The organism is Vibrio sp. TRT 1302 (assembly GCF_050113875.1).
Taxonomy (GTDB): Bacteria; Pseudomonadota; Gammaproteobacteria; order Enterobacterales; family Vibrionaceae; genus Vibrio.
In genome coordinates this window covers 231515-257100 of record NZ_JBNJOF010000002.1, presented here as the reverse complement: position 1 = coordinate 257100, position 25586 = coordinate 231515, and the positions used below count along the sequence as shown (strand labels likewise).

The following is a 25586-nucleotide window of genomic DNA, read 5'->3' as shown; positions in this document are numbered from 1 at the left end:
TAATTATCCTTTTACCGACCCAGCCGTTAGGCCGCGAACAAAGTATTTTCCTGCTAATACATAAACTAATAGTGTTGGCAGCGCCGCGATAATCGCCGCAGCCATATCAACGTTGTACTCTTTAACACCAGTACTGGTGTTAACCAAGTTATTGAGTGCAACAGTTATTGGTTGAGTTTCTGAGCCTGAATAAACCACCCCGAACAGGAAGTCATTCCAAATCGCTGTGAACTGCCAAATCACGGTCACCATGATGATAGGCGTTGATATTGGTAACAGGATCTTGAAGAAAATAGTGAAGAAACCTGCACCATCCAGCTTCGCCGCTTTAACCAGTTCATCAGGGATGCTGATATAGAAGTTGCGGAAGAACAGTGTCGTAAACGCCATACCGTAGATAACGTGAACAATCACCAGCCCAGCCGTTGTATTCGCCAAACCTAACTTGCCAAGTACTGCTGCCATTGGCAGTAGGATGACTTGGAACGGAATGAAACAACCGAACAGCAATAGGCTGAAAAACAGATTAGAACCACGGAATTGCCATTTGGTCACAACGTAACCATTAAACGCACCTAAAAGAGTTGAGATTGCCACTGCCGGAATAACCATCTGGAAAGAATTCCAGAAGTAACCTTTAACACCTTCACACTTAACACCAGTACAAGCACTGTCCCAAGCTTTAAACCAAGCGTCGAACACCCACTCAGTCGGTAAGCTCATCAAGTTACCCGCTTTGATATCTGGCAAGGTTTTAAAGGAGGTAATGAACATTACGAACAGTGGCATCAGGTAAACCAGACAGAAGAACACCAGTGTCGAATAGATAAATAGTCGAGAGAAATTCACACTACGCATCATGATTTTTTCTCCCTAAGTTCAGAGTACAGATAAGGTACTAAGATGGCTAAGATACCCGCTAGCATCATCATCGCACTCGCCGCACCCAGACCTATCTGACCACGAGTAAATGAGTGAGCATACATAAATAGCGCAGGCAGATCGGAAGAGTAACCAGGTCCACCGGCAGTCATAGCGGTCACCAAGTCAAAGCTCTTGATTGCAATATGCGAGGTAATAATCACCGCGCTGAAAAATACCGGGCGCAAACACGGCATAATGATTTGCCAGTAGATCGTCGGTAAACTTGCGCCATCAATTTGCGCCGCTTTTATGATCGAAGAGTCGATACCACGCAAGCCGGCTAAAAACATCGCCATTACAAAGCCAGAGGACTGCCACACCGCGGCGATGACCAAGGTATAAACAGACATATCCGAGTTAACCAACCAATCAAATTTGAACTCAGTAAAGCCCCAGTCCTGCATTAATTTTTCGATACCTAATCCCGGGTTAAGAATCCACTTCCACGCCGTACCGGTAACGATGAACGACAGCGCCATCGGGTAAAGGTAAATCGTACGAATCGCCCCTTCTTGGCGGATGTTCTGGTCGAGGAAGATAGCCAAAGCCACTCCCAAACCTATCGCCACCAACATAAACAGCAGGCCAAAAATACCAAGGTTTGTGATGGATGTGATCCAACGGTCGTTCTCCATTAGCTTTTCATACTGGGCAAAACCCACGAAGTTAAAGCTAGGCAGAAAGCGCGAGTTGGTCATTGAAAGTGCCGCCGTCCAGAAAATGTAACCATAGATACAAACCACAGTCACAAGCACTGTCGGGGCAAGAACGATTTTCGGTAGCCAATGTTGAAGTCGGTCACCTAGGTTAACCTTGGCTTTAGACTTCTTATCAGACCGATTGACAACATGCTCCATAACGAGTCCTTACGTCATAAGACCCTAATCAAATTCCTGATCAGGTAATAGAGAAAGGGCAGACAGGCTCCCCACAAGCCTGCCTGCCCTTTGGGGGTGTACTTAAACTAGCGAAGTTTAAATGGCTGCTTTAACGGCCTTAGCAAGTTTTTGAGCTGCTTGCTTAGGATCCGCTTTATCATCATTGAAGAAGTTGGTCACTACGTCGTAGATGGCGCCTTGTGCATAGCTCGTTGTTGATAGACCGTGTGCCATACTTGGTACTAGGTCACCAGACTGAGCACTCGCCTTAAATGTCGCCATAGAGTCCAGTGCACACTGGTCAAACTTAGACATATCCATATCTAGACGCACAGGAATTGAACCTTTGTTTAGGTTAAACACCTCTTGGAACTCTTTAGTTAGGATTGTACGAGCTAGGTCTTGCTGAGCTTTCTGATTGTCTTTGTTGCTAAGCTCGAAGAAAGCGAAGCTGTCGATGTTGAACGTGAACTGTCCATCCGTACCTGGAGCAGGTGCACAGATGTAATCTTTGCCTGGCACTTTGCCTGCTGCGGTAAATTCACCTTTCGCCCAGTCACCCATGATTTGCATCGCCGCTTCACCGTTAATCACCATTGAGGTTGCGACGTTCCAGTCACGTCCTGGTGAGTTTGCATCGATGTAGTCACGCATCTTCTTGAACTTGGTGAACACTTCCACCATCTTGTCACCAGAAAGCACATCCATGTCTAGGTCTACAAACGCTTTGTTGTAGTCTTCACTACCTAACACATCCAGTGCGACTGCTTCGAATACAGTGGCATCTTGCCAAGGCTGGCCACCATGTGCGAGTGGTACAAAACCAGCGGCTTTAATTTTTTCGGCCGCAGCAAAGAATTCATCCAATGTGGTTGGCAACTCTACGCCCGATTTCTTAAGCACTTCAGGGTTAGCCCAAATCCAGTTAACGCGGTGAACGTTCACTGGCACTGCGACGTACTCACCGTTGTATTTCATCACTTTAGTGACTACTGAAGGTAGGATTTCATCCCATTTTTCTTGTTTTGCAGTGCTCTCAAGAGAAGTCAGGAAACCAAGACCGCCCCACTCCTGAATGTCATGACCTTTGATTTGAGCTGCTGATGGTGGATTACCTGATACAGCACGAGTTTTCAAAACCGTCATAGCAGATTCACCGCCACCACCAGCTACTGCGAAATCTTTCCAAGAGTGGTTTTGCTCTTCTAGCATCTCTTTAAGAACAGCAGCAGATTTTGCTTCACCGCCCGCAGTCCACCAGTGAAGAACTTCAACTTCACCAGCAGTTGCAACATTAGCAGCAGACAATAGAGAGAGGGTAAGTAGGGTTTTATTAAGTTTCATTATTATCTTCCATGTATTGGATTAGACATTCAGGCCAACAGCTCAATGACCCCAAGCGTTCTTGCTTGTACTAAACAGAGTCTATCCAAATTGAAATTTAAGATTGAAACAAACGGTAAATGCCATGTAACAACTATGTTACATTACACCTCTAGGTTCGATGGAATATAGATTTGGGCGCGTAGCCCTTTTCTGGGTAAGTTGTCAATAATGAGATCTCCGCCATGTCCGTGAAGAATATTCCGGCAGATACCTAAGCCTAAGCCATGTCCATTTTCATCATTTGCCAATCTAAAATAGGGTTCAAAAACGGCTTCGAGCTTATCTTCAGGAATACCTGGACCATGATCCTCAATGACAACACTGACCCACTCCTGATTGGTGATCACTTCAATCTCAGCACGATGACCATATTTCACTGCGTTATCGACTAAATTACTGATCACTCGCTTGATCGCTAGTGGTTTCGCAACAATTGGCTCAATTGGATAAGGATCAAACTCAACCGTTTGCTGGTGTTGGTTTAATGGTTCAATCACACTCAGTATCATCTCATTAAGATCAATGTAAGCATTGTTTTCATGTAGGTCGGTGTCACGAACACACTGCAACGCCCCTTTAACCATCATTTCTAGTTCATCAAGGTCACGATTGAACTTGTCGCGTTTGGTGTCGCTTTCAAGCAACTCAGCCCTCAGCCTTAAGCGTGTGATGGGGGTTTTCAGGTCATGGGAAATCGCCGAGAAAAGATGCTCCCTATCCGCCACATAACGGCGTATCCGCTGCTGCATACGATTAAATGCACGCGTCGCGGTAATCAATTCGCTCGCCCCCTCTTCCTTTATAGGCGCTTGATCGATGTCCATGCTCATCTCATTCGCGGCCTTAGCTAATCGCTTGAGTGGCTTAACCTGACGCCGTACCAACAAATAAGTAAGAAACAATAAAATCGTGGTAGAGAAGAGCAGAAACATCATCTGTTCACGACCGATCAAAGTATCGTCAAGGGTGACATAAGGCGCGGGTAATAAAGCCGCAATATAGACCCACTCATGTGTTTTAAGCTCAATTTGTACCACGAGAATCGGTGGATCAATGGGATTGAGTGTCAGCGTATGGTGAGCCCACGACTTAGGTAAATCATGCAGATAAATATCATTTTTGAGGAGCCTTAAGTTATCTGGATGAGAAAAGTCGACTTGAATCGACTCCACCTTAGGTAACTTTTTGGCTAACACACTTTCAATTGCTTGCAATGAAGCCAATTTCAGCGGGGTATCCTCTATCGGCTCGACGACTAGCTGCTCTTTATTGAATGAGACGAAAAAACGAGTCCCGCCCATATTTCGGATTTGGTCCAATACAATATGGCGATACTTGACCGGCAAAGATTGAAAGAAGGTCACGGTCGAAGAGAACATATTTGCCATGCTTTCAGAAGCAGAGCGAATACCTTCCAGCTCCTTCTGTTTCGACTCGGCGTACCAAATTGTCGTCGCTACACCTTGAGCGAGCGCAACCGCCAACAGCGTTAACCCCAGAGTTCGGCTTACTAGCGAATTGGGCTTGAAACGGCGTAACCAATTTTGCAATTTATTGCTCATAACTCACAGGCACCGCAAGAATATAGCCATTGCCACGCATGGTTTTGATGTAATGCGGAAATCTTGCACTATCACCTAATCTTTGGCGCAATCGGCTAAGCTGAACATCGATACCGCGTTCAAAGGGCAACGCTTCTCGACCGCGAGTCGCGAAAGAGATGGTGTCCCGGTCAAGAACTTCATTTGGACGTTTAAGAAAGAGCATCAGCAATGCAAAGTCGCTGCCTGACAAGTCATGAGACTCATGGGTCTCGACATGAGTAATTCTGTGTGCCAAGGGATCCAATTTCCAATCACCAAATACGATGGTTTTAGCGGTAGCACTGGCAGGCAGTTCTTCTGCTACGTTAACTCGGCGCAACACGGCTTTTATCCGCGCGGTGAGGTGGCGTGGATTGAACGGTTTTGCGATATAGTCATCGGCACCAATTTCAAGGCCGATGATCTGATCGGTATCATCGGAGACCGCAGTGAGCATAATGATGGGGACAGAAGAGTGGCGGCGCACTTGCTGACACAAAGTAAAACCATCATCTCCCGGCAACATCACATCAAGCAGGATAAGTTCAGGGTAACCCTGTTGTTCAAGATACAACTTCATCTGTTCGCCGTCATTGACCGCGTCAACCTGATAACCTTGCTTCGTCAGGTATTCTTCCAATAACTCACAAATCTCTTGATCATCATCGACAACAAGAATTTTAGCTGACATACCCCTACCTACTACTGAGCGACTTTAATACTGAGGAGTGTAAACAGTTCTTATTCGGTGATTTATAGGATATTACGTAGAATTTGAACCCCTTGCGGACTCACATCACATCTTATTAACAAAAAACGAATAATCGAACCTTCTAATATATGACTTTGGGTCTAAGCTAAAACAATAAAACCTCTTTTTGCTGCGGTGTTTACGATGAAAACGGCCCCAAACGATGCGCTTAATGTCTGTTTTCAGCCCAACCTACAGCGATTTAGTCTATCAATTTTAATGAATGATCTATGCCGCTGACTCGGAAACTGCTTCTGATTATCGTTTTGTTAACTCTGGCCATTTTTGTTGGGACGGGGATTTATATTGTTGGTTTCTCTGAGCGAGTATTGCAGGATAAAGCCCACCAGCAACTCAGCGGATCATTAGAGCTCACTGAAGGAACAATCGACGGATACAACCAACGCATGAGTTCAATCTCCACCCTGAATGCGAGAAATCACAACGTCATTAAAGCACTAGAATCAGGCTCAAATCAGGGAGTATCGCTAGAACTGGACGACACGATAACCAACGGACAGTTTATCAACTATATCTTTATCCTCGACTCTCAAGGCCGCGTATTCTCCACTTCTACAGTGAATTATCTCAACAACGAATTTGCTGGCGACCAATGGCTCAACTACAACATCGCTAATAATGATAACTTCGCTTCATTACTGACGAGAAACACTGTCATCAGCACGCCGAGCGAAGATCCGTTTTTATCCCAACAGCCTTTAGTTTCTCAGTGGATTGTTAGCCCGATTTTTATGCGCAGTGAAATCTTGGGCTGGATCGTCATCTCTTTCGATTGGCACAAGAGCATGCTTGAGCTCCTTAATACCACATATGGCCGTTTAGAACGGGCCTACTACCCCATATCCCAAATAAAACTGGCCGACGAAATTAGTACCGACATCCAAGTAACGGTAGGCAGAGTCTTAAACGAAACGGAAACCATCACGGCAAGCAAAGACATGTTCTTTGACCAGTCCAACTACCTGATTACCGTGACTTTTAATGCGTCACAAGCGTTAAAAAGCTTAGACGACATTAAGCACACCATGCTGGTCATGTTTGCTACCTCCGCCATTTTACTCACCCTGACAATGTGGTTCGCACTGCGAGCCTCCATCGTTCAGCCAATTAAGTCTCTTAATAAACACATTCTGGCACTGAGTTCTCAGCGAGAAACCAATCCGCTGCCACCTTCTAGTACGATAGAAATAAATTCCATCGTGTCAGCGATAAACCTTTTATTAGAAAGGCTAAAAAACAACACAATATCGTTAAAACGACTCGATGAAGAGATTGACTTAAAACGCCAATCAGAACAGCAACAAAGCCTGCTCAGTCAAAAGCTAGAGGCCATTTTGGATACCGCGGCCGATGGCATCGTAACCATAGATAAACAGGGGCGAATTCTTAGCTTCAACCAAGCTGCACAACGAATGTTTGGCTATTCAGAACAAGAGGCGATAGGCATGCCAGTAGAGGTTCTCATGCCTGCCAAACAAGCCGCGATACACCAAAACCATATCGACTCATATCTCGCAACTGGGCACGGCAAGATCATCGGTGTGACCAACAAGGATGGCCGTCTTGGGCGTGAACTTGAGGCAATAGATAAGCAAGGCCAAACATTCCCAATTCTTCTTTCTATCGCGCGGGTCGATACGGCTGATGGCACTCTTTTCTCTGGTTTGATTAAAGATATCTCCATCCAGAAAAAGGCCGAGCTTGAACTTATTAATGCCAAAGAGCAGGCCGAAATGGCGGCGAAATCGAAAAGTGAGTTTCTTGCGGTGATGAGTCACGAAATTCGTACGCCGATGAATGGCATTATTGGTATGCTTGATTTGCTGCTAGAAAATGACCTCAACCACTCGCAATCACATCAGGCTTACCTTGCCCATAGCAGCGCACTATCACTGCTCGCTCTACTCAATGATATTCTTGATTTCTCGAAAATTGACGCAAACAAACTCGAACTCGAAAAACAGCATTTCAACCTGAGACATATGCTAGGCGAGTTTGCTGAGTCGATGGCCGCGAGCTTAACCAATCCCAATGTCGAAATTATTCTCGATACCATAGACGTCGACCATTCAATGGTCCTCGGGGATAGTACCCGTATCCGGCAGATCTTCTCAAACCTAGTGAGTAACGCCCTTAAATTCACGGAGCGTGGTGAAGTTGTCATTACCACTCGACTCCACGAACATGACGAAACAACGTGGAGACTTGAGGCGAGCATTCGGGACTCAGGGATCGGTATCCCCTCAAGCAGGCTCAGTTCACTGTTTGATAAATTCAGCCAAGTCGATGCGTCTACGACACGGCGGTATGGCGGTACCGGACTTGGACTTGCTATCGTCAAACAACTTTGTCAAATCATGGATGGCGACGTCAGTGTGACCAGTCAAGTTGGTCAAGGCAGTGAGTTTTCGTTCCATATTCTCGTCGGAAAATCTAATCAAGCGACGAAGGTAATACCAAGTATCGACATATCACAGCTTGAGATCCTCGTTATAGACGACAATGCAATAAACAGAGAAGCCATTGTGAGACAGATGCAATATTGGGGAGCCAAAGCACTTGCTGCATCTTGTGCGAGTGAGGCGTTGGAGATATGTCAGCGCCGTTTTGAGGACAATCTTGCCATGTTCGACATCGCATTTGTCGACATGCAAATGCCCGAGAGTGATGGGCTGGAGCTCGCAAGAAAATTCAAACAGCAAGCCGAAACGGAGTCGATAAAACTGATCATGATGACCTCAATCGAAGCCGTTTCGCAGCAAAATGCCTTTCAGAAGCTTGGCTTTAGCGGCTACTTCGTTAAACCCGCCACTACGCACGATCTGTTTAACGCTTTGAAAGTTATCGCCAGCCCAGATTTTGCTCCTGGTAAACAGCTGGTGACCCATAACGTCATCTCTGCGATGGAGACGGAAAAACCTCCTGAAATCGAGGTGGATTCCAATATCCGTCTACTGGTTGTGGAAGACAATCGTGTTAACCAAATCGTCATCTCGGGCATCCTGCAAAAATTGGGGCTACAAAGTACCATCGCGGAAAATGGCAAAGAAGCACTTGACCTCCTCGCCTCAACAAACACGTACGATATTGTCTTAATGGATTGCCAAATGCCCGTGATGGATGGCTACGAAGCGACTCATAGGATACGCAATGGCGCAAGTGGTGAGGACGTGAAAAACATTCCAATTATTGCTTTGACTGCCAATGCGATGGAAAGTGACCGTATTGCTTGCAGAAAAGCAGGCATGAACGACTTTCTAACCAAACCCATCAACCGTACTCTACTCAAAGAAAAACTCATCGCTTGGAGCCCACGCCATTAAGATGAGCAGCTAATCTCCATCTTTTTGCCCCAATCAGGTGGTAGGTTGGCATACTGACTCATCTCAGGCTGCTCATCAAAAGGGTTTCTCAACAAAGTGGCAAGGCGCTCTACTTCGCTGTAATCGCCCTCTTCTGCTCGATCAATTGCAATTTGAGCAAGATAGTTACGCAAGATGTACTTCGGGTTTACTCGACGCATAGCTTCACAACGTTCTGCTCCGGAAACCACCTCTCCATGACCATTATGTTCATGCTGACAGCGTTCTAGGTATTGTGCCAACCACTGATTTATCGCCTGCTGGTCGACAAAAAGATCCAGTACCGCTTGAGTCCCTTTGATATCGATCGATGACAATTCGCGTAAAAAACGTGTGTAATCAATACTCTGTTGATGTAACAACTCAAACATTGCGCCAAACAGCTGTGTGTCACTTTGCTGCTGACTATTGATGCCCAATTTACTTCGCATTAGACGACTAAACTCTTGACCTAACAATGGCTCAAACTGCGATAGTGCTTGTTCTAGATCCTCTCTCGATATAAGAGGAGACAAACTGTGAGCTAAGGCAGATAGATTCCAAAGCGCAATGCGTGGCTGTTGATTAAATGCATAGCGCCCTTGGTAGTCAGAGTGATTGCAAATATAACTTGGGTCATAATCGTCAAGAAAACCAAATGGCCCGTAATCAAATGTGTCGCCAATGATGGACATATTGTCCGTATTCATTACTCCATGCGCAAAACCATACGCCTGCCATTGCGCTATCGTTGTTGCGGTGCGTTGGACGATTTGATCAAACATTGCGAGATAAGGTTTCTCGCTGTCCCGTGCTGAGGGGAAGTGCCACTCAAGAACTCTGTCAGCCAGCAACTGAAGTTCATCAAGTTGATTGGTATAGAAGAAATGCTCGAAATGACCAAAACGAATATGACTTCGTGCCATTCTAATTAACAGAGCACCTTGCTCACACTTCTCTCTATAGACAGGGGTATCACTCACTAGCATCCCTAATGCTCGCGTCGTTGGGATACCAAGTCCTGCCATCGCTTCACTGCATAGATACTCACGAATTGTAGAGCGCAATACTGCCCTGCCATCCCCCATCCGTGAATAAGGCGTTAAACCGGCACCTTTAATATGCAAGTCAAAGACTTCGTTGTGATGATTAGTCAACTCACCGAGCAATAGACCACGGCCATCCCCTAACTCAGGGTTATAAACACCAAATTGGTGCCCCGCATACTTCATGGCAACAGGCGGCGAGTTTTCTATGATGTATTCACCCGTCAGAAACTGTTTCAGCTCTCCGTCAGGAGCCTGTAGGGGCAAATTAAATTGCTCAGCAAACTGTCCGTTCCAAATAATCCAACGCGTATTATCAAGAGGTTGCGGTGCGACAGGCGTATAAAAAACATCTGGTAAGGAGGCAAAACGATGAGAAAGTGACGACAGCGAAAACATATACAAACCATTAACAGTATGAGTCACTGCGAAACTAACATAGCAAATGGGTGAGATCCAGAGCTGCCTTGAGTCTCCGTACACTTAAGTGAGTAATTACTTCCTCATCAAGGCTTACTCAGAAAACTAAAGAATACTGAACACAAATACAATGCCGAACAATGAAAACAGACAAGTGCGGCTGATAACGCCAAAATTGGAAGGTTGGATCATTTCTTGATGCTGCATAAACCACTCTCTCTTTTTTGTTACATAGTCATTACAATATGATGAATTTTCAATATTTTCACAATGCACACTAAGATTAAATTTTTATGACAAGCGTCTACACTTTTTATTCCCCTTTTCTAACTATGGATAATTAGAACAATAGGGGGTAAATCACTTAAAAGTTTACTATGTTCATATACAATAAGTGGAACATTATTATAACGTATTTAGTCAGGAGGCCATGATGACAGCATTTTTGAAAAAATTCTCGCTTCATCATATATTTACTGCTCTAGCGGTTATTCCGCTGATCCTTGCATTGTCGATGTCTGTAGAGCTTTCACTCAATCAAAAGGCAACGGTAGAACAAGCAAACAAAGACAAAGAAATCATTCAGTTGACATTGCTGTACGATAACTTGGCCCACAATCTTGCTGTAGAACGTGGACTGACAGCTGGTGTATTAGGCAGTAAAGGCGCATCTGAGCAAGTCGCCAAACTTAAAGAGCAACGAACCACGGCAGATAAACATATTTCCGCGTTTAAAGCCTTTAGCCCACAATATATCTCGACTGACCTAGCCACCAAACTTAAGCAATCTGTCCTTTCCGAGCTTTCTCAGATCAATGATATTCGCAGCCAAGTCGATCGTTTATCTCCTCAAAGATCACCTTTCGCCTACTATTCGAATCTCAACCAACTTGCGATTGACAATGCAACACTACTTATCTCAGGTGTTGCGAACTCTGAAACCATTAGATTAGGTAACTCGCTGACTTCTATCATGACCATTAAAGAGAGAGCAGGACAAGTCCGCGGGGCTCTAAATGGTGCATTCGCGCGTAAGCAATCGTCACAAGGTCAATACACGGCGATTGAAAACTATCTTAACTCGGGTAAGTACAGTGAAAGAGCCGCGATGTTAACCATGCCTAGCGAATACTTAACCCTGTTTAATGACGCGAAGCAAAATCCGATTTGGAAACAAGTTGAAGAGATCCAAGAGCAGTATTTGGCGCAAAAAAATAGCCTAGACAATCTGCAAGGCCCATCAGCGTTAGCATGGTTTGGCGCGGCGACTGAACGCATTAAATTGGTCAATCAGATCCGCAATAGCCTAGTGGAAAAAATGACCACCATTGTAACTCAGCAGGCTGATGCTGCAATGTGGCAGATGAGCGTAATGATCGCATCGACACTCTGTTTAAGTATCATTCTTATCGGTGGTTTGGTCATTAGTCTTTCAAGCCTTAAATCCCGCGTTGGTGAACTGACCTCTGAATTGGCACATATGTCAGAAACCAACAACTTAAGCGTGGTACTCAACTCCGAAGGTAAAAACGAACTGTCACAAATATCGTTCAGTGTTAACGGACTAGTCTCAAGTATTAAGAGCTTGCTGCTTCAAGTCACCGACAGCAATAGCCACAGTAACGAAAGACTGGCACAAATGGTGAAAGGCGCCGACGACCTAGGAGACAGCAGCCGAGCGACAGCGGATAAATGCAGTAACATTGCCACCGCTATGACCGAGTTATCTCAGTCGAGTCTAGAAATTGCGGCCTCCTCTGAGCGTGCTCTTGAAGAGACCGAGCAGATGACCAACAAAGTCCTGACTTGCCAACAACAGAGCCAAGCTTCGTACGATATTGTAAAAGCGTTGGTTAGCCAGATTGAACAAACGCAAAGCTGTATGCTTCAGCTTGAGCAAGATGCCCAAAGCGTGAGCAAGATTGTTGATACTATTAATGGCATCTCGGAACAAACCAATTTGCTCGCACTCAACGCAGCGATCGAAGCGGCTCGTGCAGGTGAACACGGGCGTGGGTTTGCAGTGGTATCATCCGAAGTCAGAGATCTTGCTCAGCGCAGTAAAGAGGCGACGGAGCATATTTCTCAACTGCTTGGAAATATCACCAACAACACTCAAACAGCAGTGAGCAACATGCATAAGAGCCGTGAAGCCACAGACTCTACCTTTAATTCCGTGTCTGAGGTAAACAACAGCGTCTCTCAGCTAGAAACATTGATTGAGACGGTGAATCAACACATCACCAGTATTGCTAACTCAACTGTCGAACAATCTAAAGCGAGTGAAGCGGTCGATCTGGATGTCGATGTTCTCACTGAAATTGCCCAGACTACGGGGCATCTCGCTGACACAATGAACGATATTGTGGCGAGCTATCGAGAAGAAGTGAACGAAGTCAACGAGCAGTTACAAGAGTTCAAACTCGCTTAATGAAGCAAATCAAAAAAAAGTGGCCATGTGCCACTTTTTTATTTTTGTAAGCTCAAAGAGATACGTACAAAGTCGCCATCTTCAAATTCGACTTTATGCTCAAATAAGGATGACGAATAAATCGTACGCATAAAGGTATGCTTTTCACCGTGAGTCCCACGGAACAGCATAGAAATATCCGCAACCAAGCGATTACGATTGTTGAAATGTGCGTTGAGATCCGTAGAAAGCACACACAGCAAACAGCCTTTCGGGTTATGTTTTAGATCCACCTCTTGAGGACTTGAAACCAACACTGTGGTGTTTAACTCCCTCTCTAAGGTGTTAACCAACAGCAAAAAACTGTCGAGATGAGGTAACTCGTCCCCTTCTACCGGAGGGAGTAAATTTCCAAGCATCCCTTCCATATCTAAGCGCTGTGAGCGAGCATGACTGACTAACGAGCGTACTTTCTTCTTGAAGGGTTTGTATTTCTTGCTATTTGCAGCTTTGTTAAGCCAAGCAGAAAGAATATCGTTCACATCGGAACGTGGCTTTCTCGCCAAAGACACTGCGGTATGATTAGTGCGCAAATGAAGTAAAGCGTGAAGAGCAAGTTCTGCTAATAGCGGCTCAAATTCAGGTTTAATTTTAGTATGGATACTGCGCATGGTTCACTAAAGATAAGTACTCGGTTCGAACTTGGCCAAGACGGAAACGTCAGAGGAGCGACATGCTACCGAAAAGCGCAGCTTATGTACAGTGAGCATATTAAATCGGTTGAAATAGCGCCGAATATAGGTTGTGTATGTAACGATCCACTAGAAACGACAAAGCCCCGACAACTCATCGAGTTATCGGGGCTTCTGAATAAATGGCACGCCCTGTAGGATTCGAACCTACGACCACATCCTTAGAAGGGACGTGCTCTATCCAGCTGAGCTAAGGGCGCGCTACAGGGACAGGATTATACGAGTTCGAGGCGTTAAAACAAGAGCTTTTCTTAACATTCTGATCTGAATGACTAAAAAAAGGCCACTGAACTCTTATTTGATTAAAATCACCACAAAGCAAACGTTTGCTTATAGATGTTCGTCAAATAATTTGCGACAATGCGCTGCAAATACGTCGCCATTCATTTCTTAAGGAAAGTCATGACAGCTCAAAATATCGATGGAACTCTTATTTCACAAACTGTTCGTTCAGAAGTTGCAGCACGTGTTAAAGCTCGTAAAGAGGCGGGTCTTCGTGCACCAGGCCTTGCTGTTGTGCTCGTTGGCGAAGATCCTGCGTCACAGGTTTATGTCGGAAGTAAACGCCGTGCTTGTGAAGAAGTCGGTTTTGTTTCCAAATCATTCGACCTTCCAGCGACCACAACTGAGCAAGAACTGCTTGCGTTGATTGATGAGCTTAACGAAGATGCTCAGATAGATGGTATTTTGGTTCAATTACCCCTTCCTGCGGGTATCGACGCCACTCATGTTCTAGAGCGCATCCACCCAGAGAAAGACGTTGATGGTTTCCACCCTTACAACGTTGGTCGCCTAGCTCAACGCATCCCTAAGCTTCGCTCTTGTACGCCAAAAGGGATCATTACTCTACTAGACCGCTACAATGTCGAACTACGCGGTAAGCATGCCGTTATCGTAGGCGCATCAAATATTGTTGGCCGTCCAATGACTCTTGAGTTGTTGCTAGCAGGTTGTACAACAACAACGTGTCATCGCTTTACTAAAGATCTTGAAAGCCACGTTCGTCAGGCTGATGTGGTTGTAGTCGCAGTCGGTAAACCTAACTTTATCCCAGGTAACTGGATCAAAGAGGGTGCTATCGTGGTCGATGTCGGTATTAACCGTCTTGAATCAGGAAAGCTGGTCGGTGACGTCGAGTACGATAAAGCAAAAGAAAAAGCGAGCTTCATTACACCTGTACCTGGCGGTGTGGGACCAATGACAGTTGCAAGCTTAATCGAAAACACCATGCTGGCGTGTGAGCAGTTCCATACGAAGAAGAAATAGCGTAGAACTGGAGAAAGTTTGAAGGGTTGGCGCTTAGCGTCAACCCTTACCTCCTTAAAGGCTTAGAATCACACCCGCAATGGATGCGCTCATCAAGTTCGCCATCACACCAGCGGCAATAGCTCGGAAGCCGTATTTAGAAATAAACGAACGCTTTTCTGGCACTAGACTGCCTAGGCCACCAATAAGCATAGCCATGGTCGAAATGTTGGCAAAGCCGCACAAAGCAAAGGTTACGATTGCTTGTGAGTGTTCACTTAGCTGATCTTTCACTTCCATCAATTGGATAAAAGCAACAAACTCATTCACAACAATTTTGTTGCCAATCAACGAACCTGCTGTAATGGCTTCATTCCATGGGATACCTAGTAGCCATGCAATCGGTGCAAACAGGTAGCCCAAGATCAGTTCAAAGCTCAGCGGCATACCAATAAGGTCACCTACCCAACCAAGCATACCGTTCAGCATTGCAATAACACTCACAAAAGCCAACAGTGTTGCTCCTACTGCAACAGCAATTCGTAGTCCCGACATTGCACCGTCTGCCATTGCCTCGACCACGTTAGTCGCTCTTGGCATTTCAACATTGTCCAGTTCAGTTTCCGAGTCAATCGTTTGAGTTTCTGGCAGTAAAATCTTTGCCATCAACAGACCCGCTGGCGCAGACATGAAAGCAGCCGCAATGAGGAAGTTTAGGTCAACCCCAAGTGAGGCGTAACCCACTAAGGTTCCCCCGGCAACCGATGCAAGACCACCAGTCATCACAGCGAAAAACTGAGAATCAGACATATGCTTCAAGTAAGGTTTTACGACTAAAGGTGCTTCGATCATACCGACAAAAATATTTGCCGTTGCAGAGAGCGATTCAGCTCGACCGATACCAAGTAGTTTCTGTAAACCCCCACCAATCAAGTTGATCACCTTAGGCATTAAACCAATATGGTACAAACCTGAAATCAGAGCCGAGAAAAAGATGATGATACCCAGCACGTTAATCGCAAAGGTGAAACCGCCCGTGGCTAAACCACCAAACAAGAACGCGATGCCCTCTTGTCCATAGTTGATAAGATTAGAGACCGCACCAGTCACACTGTTCAGTACTTCTTTACCCGCTGGTACATAAAGAACCAACAAAGCAAAAGTGATTTGCAGAACGAATGCCAATGAGACCGTTTTATAGTTGATGTTTTTTCTGTTTGTAGAAAGCAACCATGCGGTTAGCAAAATGGCAATAACGCCAAAAATTGAGTTCATAAAGTGAATCCGACAAAAGGGGGAACAAGATTGGCGCCGGAGTGTAATCGGATAAAAATGAGATGCAAATCACAGTTGTTAATCGTATGTATTTTGTGATGCTCAAAACACCACCACAAATATAACCCTATGATTTATTTAAGGATAAACGTTTGCTTTGCTTGATATTTTCCATATAGAAAGGATGTTTCTAGTTTGAGAAACAATTCGACCCTAGCAATTGATTCATTGTGGCCTCTGAATGTAGGGCTGTAACCTTTGATCCCAGTGACAAGGCGTGCCTATCTTTTGCTTGATGAATTCAATCACGGCACTGGTCTTTTTAGGCAAGAAACGTCGACTCGGATAAACCGCATAAAATGGCATACTCTGCGATGCTCGCCATTCTGGTAGCAACTGTATGAGCTGACCATTTTTAAACTCATCACCGATTAAATAGGTTGCTAAGTAAGCTATCCCCCACCCTGCAACCGCAGCGTCTCGCACCGCTTCAGCCAAGTCCACGGAGTAGTTTCCTGAAACCTTGACGCTGAGTTGTTCCTCACGGTTAGAAAAGGCCCAACGTGTGTAATCTCGCTCCCAGCTACGATAAATAAGGCAGTTGTGCTCACTTAATTGGTTCGGATGTGTAGGAACATCCTGCTTAACAAGATAATCAGGCGAAGCCGCGACAACAAACTGCGAGTCTGCCAATCGTTGTGCAACATAGCCCTCAGGCAAGTGTTCGTTGTTTGTTATCCAGAGATCCAATCCCTCTTCGAGCATATCGACTTTGTAATCGAATAAATGAACCTCAACCTGAAGATTTGGATACCGCTGACGAAGTTCATCAATGGCTGGGATGATGTGCAACGTGCCAAAAGATTGTGAGAGTCCAATTTTCACAAGACCCGCGACTTCATCACGCTGACTCTCTATTTCCAATTGAGCTTCTCCAACAATGGTAACCAACTGGGCGCAATGATCGTAAAAATGCAGCCCTGCTTCCGTTGGCGTAAAACTACGCGTGGTTCTCTGTACCAGTTTGATACCAAGAGACGATTCCAACTGAGCCAGTTGCTTGCTCACATGAGAGACAGAGACACCCAGACTTTTCGCCGCTAAGGTGAAATTCTTATGTTTAAGCAAGGCGGCAAAGACCACCATTTGTGCTGCACGTTCTGAAAGCACGATAACTCCAAAAGAAAAAGGAGCTCTATGAGCTCCTTTGCTAACAAATTGATTCTCTACAGTGTAATCCTGTCTGCCAGATGGCTAACAGCAAGTGCAAAGTAATAAGAGCGATTCCACTTCATCAATACATTGTAGTTGTTGTAGACCAGATAAACGCGTCCATTCGCATCATCAGGAGCAATCAACCACGCCTTAATGTCGTTTTCAAGTCGCGGTAATGGTCGCCCGTCATAACGAGTGATGCCAAGTTCACTCCATTGCTGAAGGTACTTACCTTTATCTTCACCTCTTCCCTGAATACTGGTATCAAATCCCTTTGGCAGTTTAACCTGACGCCCCCAAGTATAGCTGTCATCCCAGCCGGATTGGCTCAGGTAGTTCGCCGCAGAAGCAAAGACGTCAGCTTCACTATTCCAGATATCTTTCTTGCCATCTCCGCTACCATCCGCAGCAAAGGAGAGGAAAGAGCTTGGCATGAACTGACATTGCCCCATCGCGCCAGCCCAAGAACCTTTAAAGTCCTCGACGGCGATGTGTCCCTGCTCAAGGATTTGCAATGCAGCCATAGTTTCTGCACGGAAAAATTCTTCTCTGCGACCATCGTAAGCCATGGTAGAAAGAGCATCAATCACACGGTAGTTACCCGTGAACTTACCGAAGTTACTCTCGACACCCCAGAGTGCGACAATAAATCGTGGCTGCACACCATATTCATCACCGATCTTCTTCAGATCAGCGTAATGTTTCTTATAGAGTGCCTTAGCTTGATCCACTTTCCAGTCAGGAACCGCGCGAGGGATATATTCATCTAAGGTGAGTTTTTTCTCTGGCTGGTTTTTATCCGCCTTAACTGCGCGTGGCTTATGAGTGACGTTATCAAACGCCTGTTCAATAACGGATTCGGAAATTCCGTTTTGGCGAGCCTCAACTTTTAAACCTTCAACGTATTCCTCAAAGCTAATTTCATTAGCGAAAACCGATGAAGCTAGCGTAACCCCTAGAGCGACTGACATTAGTTTTTTCACATTGCCCTCCTTGAGCAACAGAATCTAACAGTCCGAATATAATTTTATTCTTCTTCAGACTGCTGACGAGCTTGTTTTTGCTCTTTATATTCATCGAGTAAATTTTTCGGTGGTGGCGGTAGTTGAAGGAAAAAACCGTCATCTTTCAGTGACTGCTTTACTTTCTCTACGTCTACTTGAGCCAGTGTACGCCCCTCTAACTTCACCACCATAACCATAATAGGTTTGCCAAACATCTGCATTAATGTGTCAGGAACTTGTGAGAAATCATCCTTTTTAGGGATATATAAGTAAGCACCTTCTTTTTTAGAACTTTTGTATATTGCACAAAGCATTGGAAGCCTTTTATCGTTTTAATTCATGGAACGTCAATGTTTCGCTATTTTTTTAAGCAAAACGGTCAATTGGGCACAAGATAACTTGCTGAGCTTATTCTGGGAATATAACATGACAACCCTAGTCTCAGGCAACGCCCTTAAGAGGTTGTACGTAAAAGATGTCAAATACTCCAGACCTAAAAGGCAGTAGCTTCACTTTGTCAGTTTTGCACCTTTCTGACAACGATGTGGAAAAAACTATTCATTTCTTACAAGAAAAGGTCGAGCAAGCCCCTGCTTTCTTCGCTCACGCGCCCGTGGTAATCAATATCGCGAAAGTAGAAGGCGATCTTGATTTTTCGAGGCTAAAACAAGGCATATCTCAAGCTGGAATGATTCCTGTCGGCGTTACTGGCTGTAAAGACAAGCGTACGCAAAACCTCGCTTCTGAGGCCAACTTTGCCGTGATGTCTGCCAGTAAGTCGCCTGCTCAAGCACCTGCAAAAATGAGCGCGACAAAAATTGTTCGTACTCCAGTTCGCTCAGGGCAACAGATCTATGCCAAAGACAGCGATCTTATCGTACTGAATCATGTCAGCGAAGGAGCTGAGGTTATCGCAGATGGTTCTATTCATATCCTCGGAACACTTCGTGGCCGAGCGATTGCCGGCGCAAGTGGAAACACTGGTGCAGTCATCATCTGCAATAAACTTAATGCCGAATTAATGTCGATTGCCGGACACTACTGGCTTACGGAGCAATTCTCCGAAGAGTTCTGGCAACAAAAAGTTATGTTCAGTTTGAACGACGACTCGCTCAAGTTCGAGTTGTTAACGATTTAATATTATAAGGAACACATAATGGCACGCGTTATTGTTGTCACATCAGGTAAAGGCGGGGTGGGTAAAACAACCTCCAGCGCCGCTATCGCATCAGGCCTGGCTGTAAAAGGAAAGAAAACCGCTGTTATCGATTTTGATATCGGCCTACGTAACCTTGATTTGATCATGGGTTGTGAACGTCGCGTTGTGTACGATTTCGTTAATGTTATCAATGGCGAAGCGACGCTAAATCAAGCTTTGATTAAGGACAAACGTACCGACAATCTATTTATTCTTCCTGCTTCACAAACACGTGATAAAGACGCGCTTACCAAAGAAGGAGTGCGCCGCGTTCTTGATGAACTGGATGAGATGGGCTTTGATTTCGTTATCTGTGATTCGCCTGCTGGTATCGAGCAAGGCGCTCTGATGGCGCTATACTTTGCAGATGAAGCCATTGTGACCACAAACCCAGAAGTCTCTTCAGTACGCGATTCAGACCGTATTTTAGGTATTCTCGACTCTAAGTCACTTCGTGCCGAAGAGGGGCTTGAGCCTGTAAAACAGCATCTGCTGCTTACACGTTACAACCCAGCTCGCGTTAATCAGGGTGAAATGCTTAGCGTTGAAGACGTAGAAGAAATTCTGCATATTTCGCTTCTTGGTGTTATTCCAGAAAGTCAGGCAGTACTGAACGCATCAAATAAAGGCGTACCTGTCATTTTTGATGACCAGTCAGATGCGGGTATGGCCTATGACGATACGGTAGAGCGTCTGCTTGGCCAGCAAGTGGATTTCCGCTTCCTGACCGAACAGAAGAAAGGGATTTTCAAACGACTTTTCGGAGGCTAAATGTCATTACTAGAGTTTTTCCGTCCGCAGAAAAAAAGCTCGGCAAACTTAGCCAAAGAGCGTTTACAAATCATCGTTGCAGAGCGTCGCAGCCAAAGCGACCCTGCTCCGTCTTATCTGCCTCAGCTAAAGGAAGATATCCTTAAAGTCATCGGCAAATACGTCGCGGTTGATCCATCTATGGTCGACCTATCTTTTGAACACAAAGATGATGACATTTCCGTTCTTGAGCTCAATATTAAGCTTCCAGATGACGAAAAATAGAAGCTAGAAGCTTGAAAAAAGGGTTGACGTGTAAGCGTCAACCCTTTTTGTTTGTGAGAAGAGAAACTACCAACGTTCACCGTTAACAAAGCAAAATACGCTGACACATCTCGGAGCGAAGCGCTGGGGTATCTCAAAAAAAAGCCCCAGTCTATCGACTGGGGCTTGGTCTTTTCCCGATAAGTAGGTTTCGTGCTAGCGAAAACCTATCTCAAACTGAATCTTACTTATTACGCTTCAGCTTTTGCTTTTTTCGCTTTAGGCGCGTCTTTCGCTACTTGGTCAGCTTTCTTTTTGATAACTGTAGTACCTTCGAAAGTTTCACCTTCTACGAACGCTTTACCGTAGTAAGAAGCAAGTAGAACTTCTTTTAGTTCAGCGATTAGTGGGTAACGTGGGTTCGCACCTGTACATTGGTCATCGAACGCTTCAACTGCTAGTTCATCTAGTTTAGCAACGAAGTCAGCTTCAGATACACCAGCCGCTTGGATAGACATTGGGATATCTAGGTTAGCTTTTAGTTCATCCAACCATGCTAGTAGACGTTCAATCTTCTGAGCAGTACGGTCACCTTCTTGGCTTAGGCCTAGGTGGTCAGCAACCTCAGCGTAACGACGACGTGCTTGTGGACGGTCGTATTGAGAGAATGCAGTCTGCTTAGTTGGGTTGTCGTTCGCGTTGTAACGTACCACGTTAGAGATTAGTAGTGCGTTCGCCAGACCGTGTGGTAGGTGGAACTCAGCACCAATCTTGTGCGCCATAGAGTGACAAACACCTAGGAATGCGTTCGCGAATGCTACACCAGCGATAGTTGCTGCGTTGTGTACTTTTTCACGAGCGATTGGGTCGCCTGCACCGTTCGCGTAGCTTGATGGTAGGTACTCTTTTAGCATCTTAAGTGCTTGTAGAGCCTGACCGTCAGAGTATTCGTTCGCTAGAACTGATACGTAAGCTTCTAGAGCGTGAGTTACTGCATCGTAACCACCGAATGCTGTTAGAGACTTAGGCATGTTCATAACAAGGTTAGCATCAACGATCGCCATGTTTGGCGTGATTTCGTAGTCAGCTAGTGGGTACTTAGCACCAGTCTTGTCGTCAGTAACAACCGCGAATGGAGTAACTTCTGAACCAGTACCTGAAGTTGTAGTGATACATACAAGCTCAGCTTTCTTACCCATTTTAGGGAACTTGTAGATACGTTTACGGATGTCCATAAAGCGCATTGCAAGCTCTTCGAAGTGAGTTTCTGGGTGCTCGTACATTACCCACATGATTTTCGCAGCATCCATCGGAGAACCACCACCTAGAGCGATGATTGTGTCTGGTTGGAAGCTCTTCATTGCTTCAGCACCTTTCTCTACTACAGATAGAGTTGGATCCGCTTCTACGTCGAAGAACGTTTGAACTTCCATGCCTTGAGCTTTAAGTAGGCGTACTACGTCATCTGCATAACCGTTGTTGAATAGGAAACGGTCAGTTACTAGGAATGCGCGTTTCTTACCTTCTAGGTCGCTAAGTGCGATTGGAAGGCTACCACGACGGAAGTAGATAGACTTAGGTAGTTTGTGCCACAACATGTTTTCAGCTCGCTTCGCTACAGTTTTCTTGTTGATTAGGTGCTTAGGACCTACGTTCTCAGAGATAGAGTTACCACCCCATGAACCACAACCTAGAGTTAGAGAAGGTGCAACGTTGAAGTTGTACAGGTCACCGATACCACCGTGAGTCGTCGGGATGTTGATTAGGATACGAGCAGTCTTCATCTTGTCACCGAAGTAACGGATGCGGTCTGCATTTACGTCTTGGTTAGTGTATAGACCAGACGTGTGACCGATACCACCGATCTCAACCATTGTTACCGCTTGAGCAACTGCGTCTTCGAAGTTGTCTGCACGGAATAGACCAAGCGTTGGAGATAGTTTCTCGTGTGCAAATGCGTCGTCGTAAGATACTTTGCCTAGACCTTCACCAACGAGAACTTTAGTGTCAGCTGGTACAGATACACCTGCCATTTCAGCGATTGCTGGAGCTGGTTGACCAACGATTTTCGCGTTTAGTGCGCCATCGATAAGAAGAACTTTACGAACTTTCTCTGCTTCTGCTTTGCTTAGTACGTAAGCTTTGTGAGAAGCGAAACGCTCTTTAACTTCGTCATAGACTTCATCAACAACGATTGCAGCCTGCTCAGAAGCACATACTACGCCGTTATCGAAAGTTTTAGACATTAGGATAGATGCTACAGCACGTTTGATGTCTGCTGTTTCATCGATAACTACAGGAACGTTACCTGCACCTACACCGATTGCTGGCTTACCAGAAGAGTAAGCGGCTTTAACCATGCCTGGACCACCAGTTGCAAGGATAAGAGCGATGTCATCGTGCTTCATAAGAGCGTTAGAAAGCTCTACAGATGGCTGGTCGATCCAACCGATGATGTCTTTTGGAGCACCTGCTGCTACTGCTGCTTCTAGAACAAGTTTCGCAGCGTCGTTAGTAGAATTCTTAGCACGTGGGTGTGGTGAGAAGATGATACCGTTACGAGTCTTCAGAGAGATTAGAGATTTGAAGATCGCTGTAGAAGTTGGGTTAGTTGTTGGTACGATACCGCAGATGATACCTACTGGCTCAGCGATAGTCATAGTACCTAGGTTGTCATCCTCTTCAAGGATGCCACACGTTTTTTCATCTTTGTATTTGTTGTAGATAAACTCAGAAGCGAAGTGGTTCTTGATTACTTTATCTTCAACAATACCCATACCAGATTCTTCAACCGCTTGTTGAGCTAGCGGGATACGAGCTTGGTTAGCTGCAAGAGACGCAGCGCGGAAGATTTTGTCTACTTGCTCTTGAGAGTAAGTAGCGAACTCTTCTTGCGCTTTCTTGACGCGAGCAATCATTGCATCTAGTTCAGCCATATTAGTTACAGGCATAGGGATTCTCCTAAAATTAGCAAATATTAAAAACTTTTTATTAAGAGTGCTGTTCGGAAGTCTTCTTTGTCAGCAATCTGAACAGGCTTCTTAGTAAATTGCTTTCAAGGCTGAGTATATTATTTCAGGTTATGAAAAAAATTGACCCAGATCAGTTCTGAAAAACTATTTACCCAATAAGTGGTACGCCAATCCCAAAAACAATCGTAACCTAATGATAAATAACAATTTAGATCACATTTTGTCGTTGAACAAAAATAAAGCAAACAGTCAGGCAACCACGAAAAATCTCAACATCTTGTAAAAAAGTTTCATTTTTTGGCCACAAACTTACATGTAGTCCACAAACTTTGTGCTACTGAGAGTATATCCAATGGACCATTTCTCTCTACAATTGGACTTATTTTTTATTGAAAATGTGCAATTGTTAACGTTTGTGTAAACATCAGTCCGCAAGCTCGTCTATTCTACGTAACAAAGTGTGTCATTTGTGTTTACTATTCTTTCAATAATAAGATTTTCTCAGTAATGAAAGAGGTTCTGCTTTAGTTTTTTTCATTCGTCGATGAATATATTTTCGACTATATTCCGCAAATGACCTGTTCCCTCTGTTGATTACTTTTAGGATCACGAATGCAAACGTTCGAAATCGCTATATTTTTGCAGTTCTTTCTTGGCTTGGTGGCGGCGGTTAACCCCGTCGGGATCATGCCGGTATTTGTTTCATTGACTGGGCATATGACTCAGGAAGAGAAGCACAAGACTGCCGTTACCGCTAACATTGCCGTCGCAATTATTTTGATTGTCTCGCTACTCGCCGGACAAATGCTATTGGATATGTTTAGCATCTCTCTCGATTCGTTTCGTGTTGCCGGTGGCCTACTGCTGCTAAGTATCGCCTTCTCGATGATGAGCGGTAAATTGGGCGAAGATAAACAGAACAAACAGGAGAAAACCGAATACGTCAGCCGTGAACAGATTGGTGTGGTTCCACTGGCTATGCCTTTAATGGCGGGTCCGGGTGCAATCAGCTCAACCATCGTCTACGGTTCACGCTACCCTGCGATGTTCGACACAGTGGGAATTATAGTCACTATCCTGCTATTCAGCCTTTGTACTTGGCTATTGTTCCGCTCAGCGCCTTTAATTGTTCGCTTTCTTGGCCAAACCGGAATCAACGTCATCACTCGTATCATGGGTCTGATCCTCGGTGCACTGGGTATAGAGTTTATCGCGAACGGTCTGCGTAACCTGTTCCCTGGTTTAGCCTAATCTCGTTATCTTCTGGTATGATGTTGCCATTCATTTCGTGTTTAACAATGACAGTGCAACATCATGCCTCGCAAGCCTTTTAAACATCATTTGTATGTAATCATTTTCGGCACTCACACCCCTGCCGGTCGCGCTTTTGATATCGCGCTGATTATTGCCATCATCGCTTCATTGGCAGTGTTGATCATTGAGTCCCTACCTAATGTATTAGACGATTGGTCACAACAACTTCGATACATCGAATATACCTTTACCGCACTCTTCACGATTGAGTATCTTCTTCGACTCTATTGCTCACCTAAACCCAGTTCCTATGCAATGAGCTTTTATGGGGTGGTCGACCTACTCGCAATTCTTCCTACCTATTTGGCTATCTTCTTCCCTGGGGCGAGCTTTATGGGCGTGGTACGTCTGTTACGTGTGATGCGTATCTTCCGTATCCTAAAACTGGTGCGTTACCTTCAAGATTCAAACATTCTGATGCGTTCGCTATTGATGGCTCGGCGTAAAATTTTCATTTTCTTCAGTGCTGTGGGGATTTTAGTCACCATATTTGGTGCGCTGATATTTGTTATTGAAGGCCCTGAGAATGGATTTACCAGCATTCCTAAAAGCATTTACTGGGCAATCGTGACAATCACAACCGTTGGCTACGGAGATATGGTGCCACAGACGGATTTAGGTAAGGCGATTGCGTCGCTGACGATGTTGCTCGGCTACTCTATTCTAGCGGTTCCAACTGGGATTATTACCGCTGAACTAAGCAATGAGATGAGTGCCCACAAGCAACTGGTAAAGTGCCCTAACTGTAACCGAGCGGGTCATGATTCAGACGCTATGCACTGTAAGTACTGCGGTAGCCAATTGGCAGACCCAGATAAGCGTGTTGTAGTGGAGTAG

20 protein-coding genes and 1 tRNA gene are annotated in these 25586 nt (G+C 45.1%); 8 read left to right on the top strand and 13 right to left on the bottom strand.

Annotated elements, in window-relative coordinates; translation table 11 throughout:
* Positions 1-3 precede the first annotated feature (3 nt).
* The 5 genes from ACQEXP_RS03970 to ACQEXP_RS03950 form a co-directional block, all read right to left on the bottom strand.
* A complete protein-coding gene (locus tag ACQEXP_RS03970) occupies positions 4-861 on the bottom strand; it encodes a carbohydrate ABC transporter permease (RefSeq protein WP_006881279.1) in 858 nt (285 codons plus the stop codon).
* Entirely contained in the window at positions 858-1781 is a 924-nt protein-coding gene (locus ACQEXP_RS03965; RefSeq protein ID WP_269376075.1) for a carbohydrate ABC transporter permease, read from the bottom strand. Before ACQEXP_RS03965 ends, ACQEXP_RS03970 begins: the two co-directional genes overlap by 4 nt.
* Before the next feature lie 117 nt (positions 1782-1898).
* Positions 1899-3146, bottom strand: a complete 1248-nt coding sequence (locus ACQEXP_RS03960) for an ABC transporter substrate-binding protein (RefSeq protein WP_426968351.1) — start codon at positions 3144-3146, stop codon at positions 1899-1901.
* A 143-nt stretch (positions 3147-3289) separates the two neighbouring features.
* A complete protein-coding gene (locus ACQEXP_RS03955; protein ID WP_426968350.1) occupies positions 3290-4750 on the bottom strand; it encodes an ATP-binding protein in 1461 nt (486 codons plus the stop codon).
* On the bottom strand, positions 4740-5462 hold the full coding sequence (locus ACQEXP_RS03950; RefSeq protein ID WP_269376078.1) for a response regulator: 723 nt from the start codon (positions 5460-5462) through the stop codon (positions 4740-4742). The genes ACQEXP_RS03955 and ACQEXP_RS03950 overlap by 11 nt, the downstream gene beginning before the upstream one ends.
* A gap of 290 nt (positions 5463-5752) precedes the next feature.
* Here ACQEXP_RS03950 and ACQEXP_RS03945 point away from each other — a divergent pair, with 290 nt between their 5' ends.
* Positions 5753-8866, top strand: coding sequence for a response regulator (locus ACQEXP_RS03945; RefSeq protein WP_426968348.1), 3114 nt, complete (start codon positions 5753-5755; stop codon positions 8864-8866).
* Here the strand turns inward: ACQEXP_RS03945 and ACQEXP_RS03940 are convergent.
* Positions 8863-10329 (bottom strand): protein adenylyltransferase SelO, encoded by a 1467-nt coding sequence (locus ACQEXP_RS03940; RefSeq protein ID WP_426968346.1) that lies wholly within the window; start codon positions 10327-10329, stop codon positions 8863-8865. The genes ACQEXP_RS03945 and ACQEXP_RS03940 overlap by 4 nt on opposite strands.
* Positions 10330-10783: 454 nt before the next feature.
* Between ACQEXP_RS03940 and ACQEXP_RS03935 the strand changes: the two genes are divergently transcribed.
* On the top strand, positions 10784-12781 hold the full coding sequence (locus tag ACQEXP_RS03935; protein WP_426968558.1) for a methyl-accepting chemotaxis protein: 1998 nt from the start codon (positions 10784-10786) through the stop codon (positions 12779-12781).
* Positions 12782-12819: 38 nt separating this feature from the next.
* Here the strand turns inward: ACQEXP_RS03935 and ACQEXP_RS03930 are convergent, their stop codons facing one another.
* Positions 12820-13431: a DUF2913 family protein gene (locus ACQEXP_RS03930; protein ID WP_269376081.1), complete on the bottom strand. Its 612-nt coding sequence runs from the start codon at positions 13429-13431 to the stop codon at positions 12820-12822.
* A 204-nt stretch (positions 13432-13635) separates the two neighbouring features.
* Positions 13636-13712 (bottom strand) — tRNA-Arg (locus ACQEXP_RS03925).
* Between the two features lie 202 nt (positions 13713-13914).
* Here ACQEXP_RS03925 and folD point away from each other — a divergent pair.
* Positions 13915-14778 (top strand): bifunctional methylenetetrahydrofolate dehydrogenase/methenyltetrahydrofolate cyclohydrolase FolD, encoded by an 864-nt coding sequence (gene folD / locus ACQEXP_RS03920; protein ID WP_426968344.1) that lies wholly within the window; start codon positions 13915-13917, stop codon positions 14776-14778.
* A gap of 54 nt (positions 14779-14832) precedes the next feature.
* Here folD and ACQEXP_RS03915 read toward each other — a convergent pair whose 3' ends face one another.
* The 4 genes from ACQEXP_RS03915 to ACQEXP_RS03900 all read right to left on the bottom strand — a co-directional run bounded on the left by ACQEXP_RS03915 (position 14833) and on the right by ACQEXP_RS03900 (position 18565).
* On the bottom strand, positions 14833-16032 hold the full coding sequence (locus ACQEXP_RS03915) for a NupC/NupG family nucleoside CNT transporter (RefSeq protein WP_426968342.1): 1200 nt from the start codon (positions 16030-16032) through the stop codon (positions 14833-14835).
* Between the two features lie 225 nt (positions 16033-16257).
* Entirely contained in the window at positions 16258-17202 is a 945-nt protein-coding gene (locus tag ACQEXP_RS03910; RefSeq protein ID WP_269376084.1) for a LysR family transcriptional regulator, read from the bottom strand.
* Between the two features lie 56 nt (positions 17203-17258).
* Complete coding sequence (locus ACQEXP_RS03905) at positions 17259-18230, bottom strand: lytic murein transglycosylase (protein WP_426968340.1); 972 nt, start codon at positions 18228-18230, stop codon at positions 17259-17261.
* Positions 18231-18274: 44 nt separating this feature from the next.
* Positions 18275-18565 (bottom strand): YcgL domain-containing protein, encoded by a 291-nt coding sequence (locus ACQEXP_RS03900; RefSeq protein ID WP_269376086.1) that lies wholly within the window; start codon positions 18563-18565, stop codon positions 18275-18277.
* Between the two features lie 161 nt (positions 18566-18726).
* Between ACQEXP_RS03900 and minC the strand changes: the two genes are divergently transcribed.
* The 3 genes from minC to minE are packed head-to-tail and all read left to right on the top strand — an operon-like array spanning position 18727 to position 20484.
* Positions 18727-19389, top strand: a complete 663-nt coding sequence (gene minC, locus ACQEXP_RS03895) for a septum site-determining protein MinC (protein WP_426968339.1) — start codon at positions 18727-18729, stop codon at positions 19387-19389.
* 18 nt (positions 19390-19407) lie between these two features.
* Positions 19408-20220 carry a septum site-determining protein MinD gene (gene minD, locus ACQEXP_RS03890; RefSeq protein ID WP_269376088.1) on the top strand — a complete coding sequence of 271 codons (813 nt, stop codon included), beginning with the start codon at positions 19408-19410 and terminating at the stop codon, positions 20218-20220.
* Complete coding sequence (minE, locus tag ACQEXP_RS03885) at positions 20221-20484, top strand: cell division topological specificity factor MinE (protein WP_138971563.1); 264 nt, start codon at positions 20221-20223, stop codon at positions 20482-20484.
* Between the two features lie 230 nt (positions 20485-20714).
* Here the strand turns inward: minE and adhE are convergent, their stop codons facing one another.
* Positions 20715-23414, bottom strand: coding sequence for a bifunctional acetaldehyde-CoA/alcohol dehydrogenase (gene adhE / locus ACQEXP_RS03880; protein WP_269376089.1), 2700 nt, complete (start codon positions 23412-23414; stop codon positions 20715-20717).
* A 633-nt stretch (positions 23415-24047) separates the two neighbouring features.
* Between adhE and ACQEXP_RS03875 the strand changes: the two genes are divergently transcribed.
* Both ACQEXP_RS03875 and ACQEXP_RS03870 read left to right on the top strand, forming a co-directional pair.
* Complete coding sequence (locus ACQEXP_RS03875; RefSeq protein WP_269376090.1) at positions 24048-24686, top strand: YchE family NAAT transporter; 639 nt, start codon at positions 24048-24050, stop codon at positions 24684-24686.
* Positions 24687-24749: 63 nt separating this feature from the next.
* The gene (locus tag ACQEXP_RS03870; RefSeq protein ID WP_269376091.1) at positions 24750-25586 is read left to right on the top strand and encodes an ion transporter; all 837 of its coding nucleotides are present in this window, start codon (positions 24750-24752) and stop codon (positions 25584-25586) included.

What these genes read in the sequence shown, in the direction of transcription:
- ACQEXP_RS03970 (WP_006881279.1), bottom strand. Translation starts at nt 861, where the DNA reads ATGATGCGTAGTGTGAATTTCTCTCGACTATTTATCTATTCGACACTG.
- ACQEXP_RS03965 (WP_269376075.1), bottom strand. Translation starts at nt 1,781, where the DNA reads ATGGAGCATGTTGTCAATCGGTCTGATAAGAAGTCTAAAGCCAAGGTT.
- ACQEXP_RS03960 (WP_426968351.1), bottom strand. Translation starts at nt 3,146, where the DNA reads ATGAAACTTAATAAAACCCTACTTACCCTCTCTCTATTGTCTGCTGCT.
- ACQEXP_RS03955 (WP_426968350.1), bottom strand. Translation starts at nt 4,750, where the DNA reads ATGAGCAATAAATTGCAAAATTGGTTACGCCGTTTCAAGCCCAATTCG.
- ACQEXP_RS03950 (WP_269376078.1), bottom strand. Translation starts at nt 5,462, where the DNA reads ATGTCAGCTAAAATTCTTGTTGTCGATGATGATCAAGAGATTTGTGAG.
- ACQEXP_RS03945 (WP_426968348.1), top strand. Translation starts at nt 5,753, where the DNA reads ATGCCGCTGACTCGGAAACTGCTTCTGATTATCGTTTTGTTAACTCTG.
- ACQEXP_RS03940 (WP_426968346.1), bottom strand. Translation starts at nt 10,329, where the DNA reads ATGTTTTCGCTGTCGTCACTTTCTCATCGTTTTGCCTCCTTACCAGAT.
- ACQEXP_RS03935 (WP_426968558.1), top strand. Translation starts at nt 10,784, where the DNA reads ATGACAGCATTTTTGAAAAAATTCTCGCTTCATCATATATTTACTGCT.
- ACQEXP_RS03930 (WP_269376081.1), bottom strand. Translation starts at nt 13,431, where the DNA reads ATGCGCAGTATCCATACTAAAATTAAACCTGAATTTGAGCCGCTATTA.
- folD (WP_426968344.1), top strand. Translation starts at nt 13,915, where the DNA reads ATGACAGCTCAAAATATCGATGGAACTCTTATTTCACAAACTGTTCGT.
- ACQEXP_RS03915 (WP_426968342.1), bottom strand. Translation starts at nt 16,032, where the DNA reads ATGAACTCAATTTTTGGCGTTATTGCCATTTTGCTAACCGCATGGTTG.
- ACQEXP_RS03900 (WP_269376086.1), bottom strand. Translation starts at nt 18,565, where the DNA reads ATGCTTTGTGCAATATACAAAAGTTCTAAAAAAGAAGGTGCTTACTTA.
- minC (WP_426968339.1), top strand. Translation starts at nt 18,727, where the DNA reads ATGTCAAATACTCCAGACCTAAAAGGCAGTAGCTTCACTTTGTCAGTT.
- minD (WP_269376088.1), top strand. Translation starts at nt 19,408, where the DNA reads ATGGCACGCGTTATTGTTGTCACATCAGGTAAAGGCGGGGTGGGTAAA.
- minE (WP_138971563.1), top strand. Translation starts at nt 20,221, where the DNA reads ATGTCATTACTAGAGTTTTTCCGTCCGCAGAAAAAAAGCTCGGCAAAC.
- adhE (WP_269376089.1), bottom strand. Translation starts at nt 23,414, where the DNA reads ATGCCTGTAACTAATATGGCTGAACTAGATGCAATGATTGCTCGCGTC.
- ACQEXP_RS03875 (WP_269376090.1), top strand. Translation starts at nt 24,048, where the DNA reads ATGCAAACGTTCGAAATCGCTATATTTTTGCAGTTCTTTCTTGGCTTG.
- ACQEXP_RS03870 (WP_269376091.1), top strand. Translation starts at nt 24,750, where the DNA reads ATGCCTCGCAAGCCTTTTAAACATCATTTGTATGTAATCATTTTCGGC.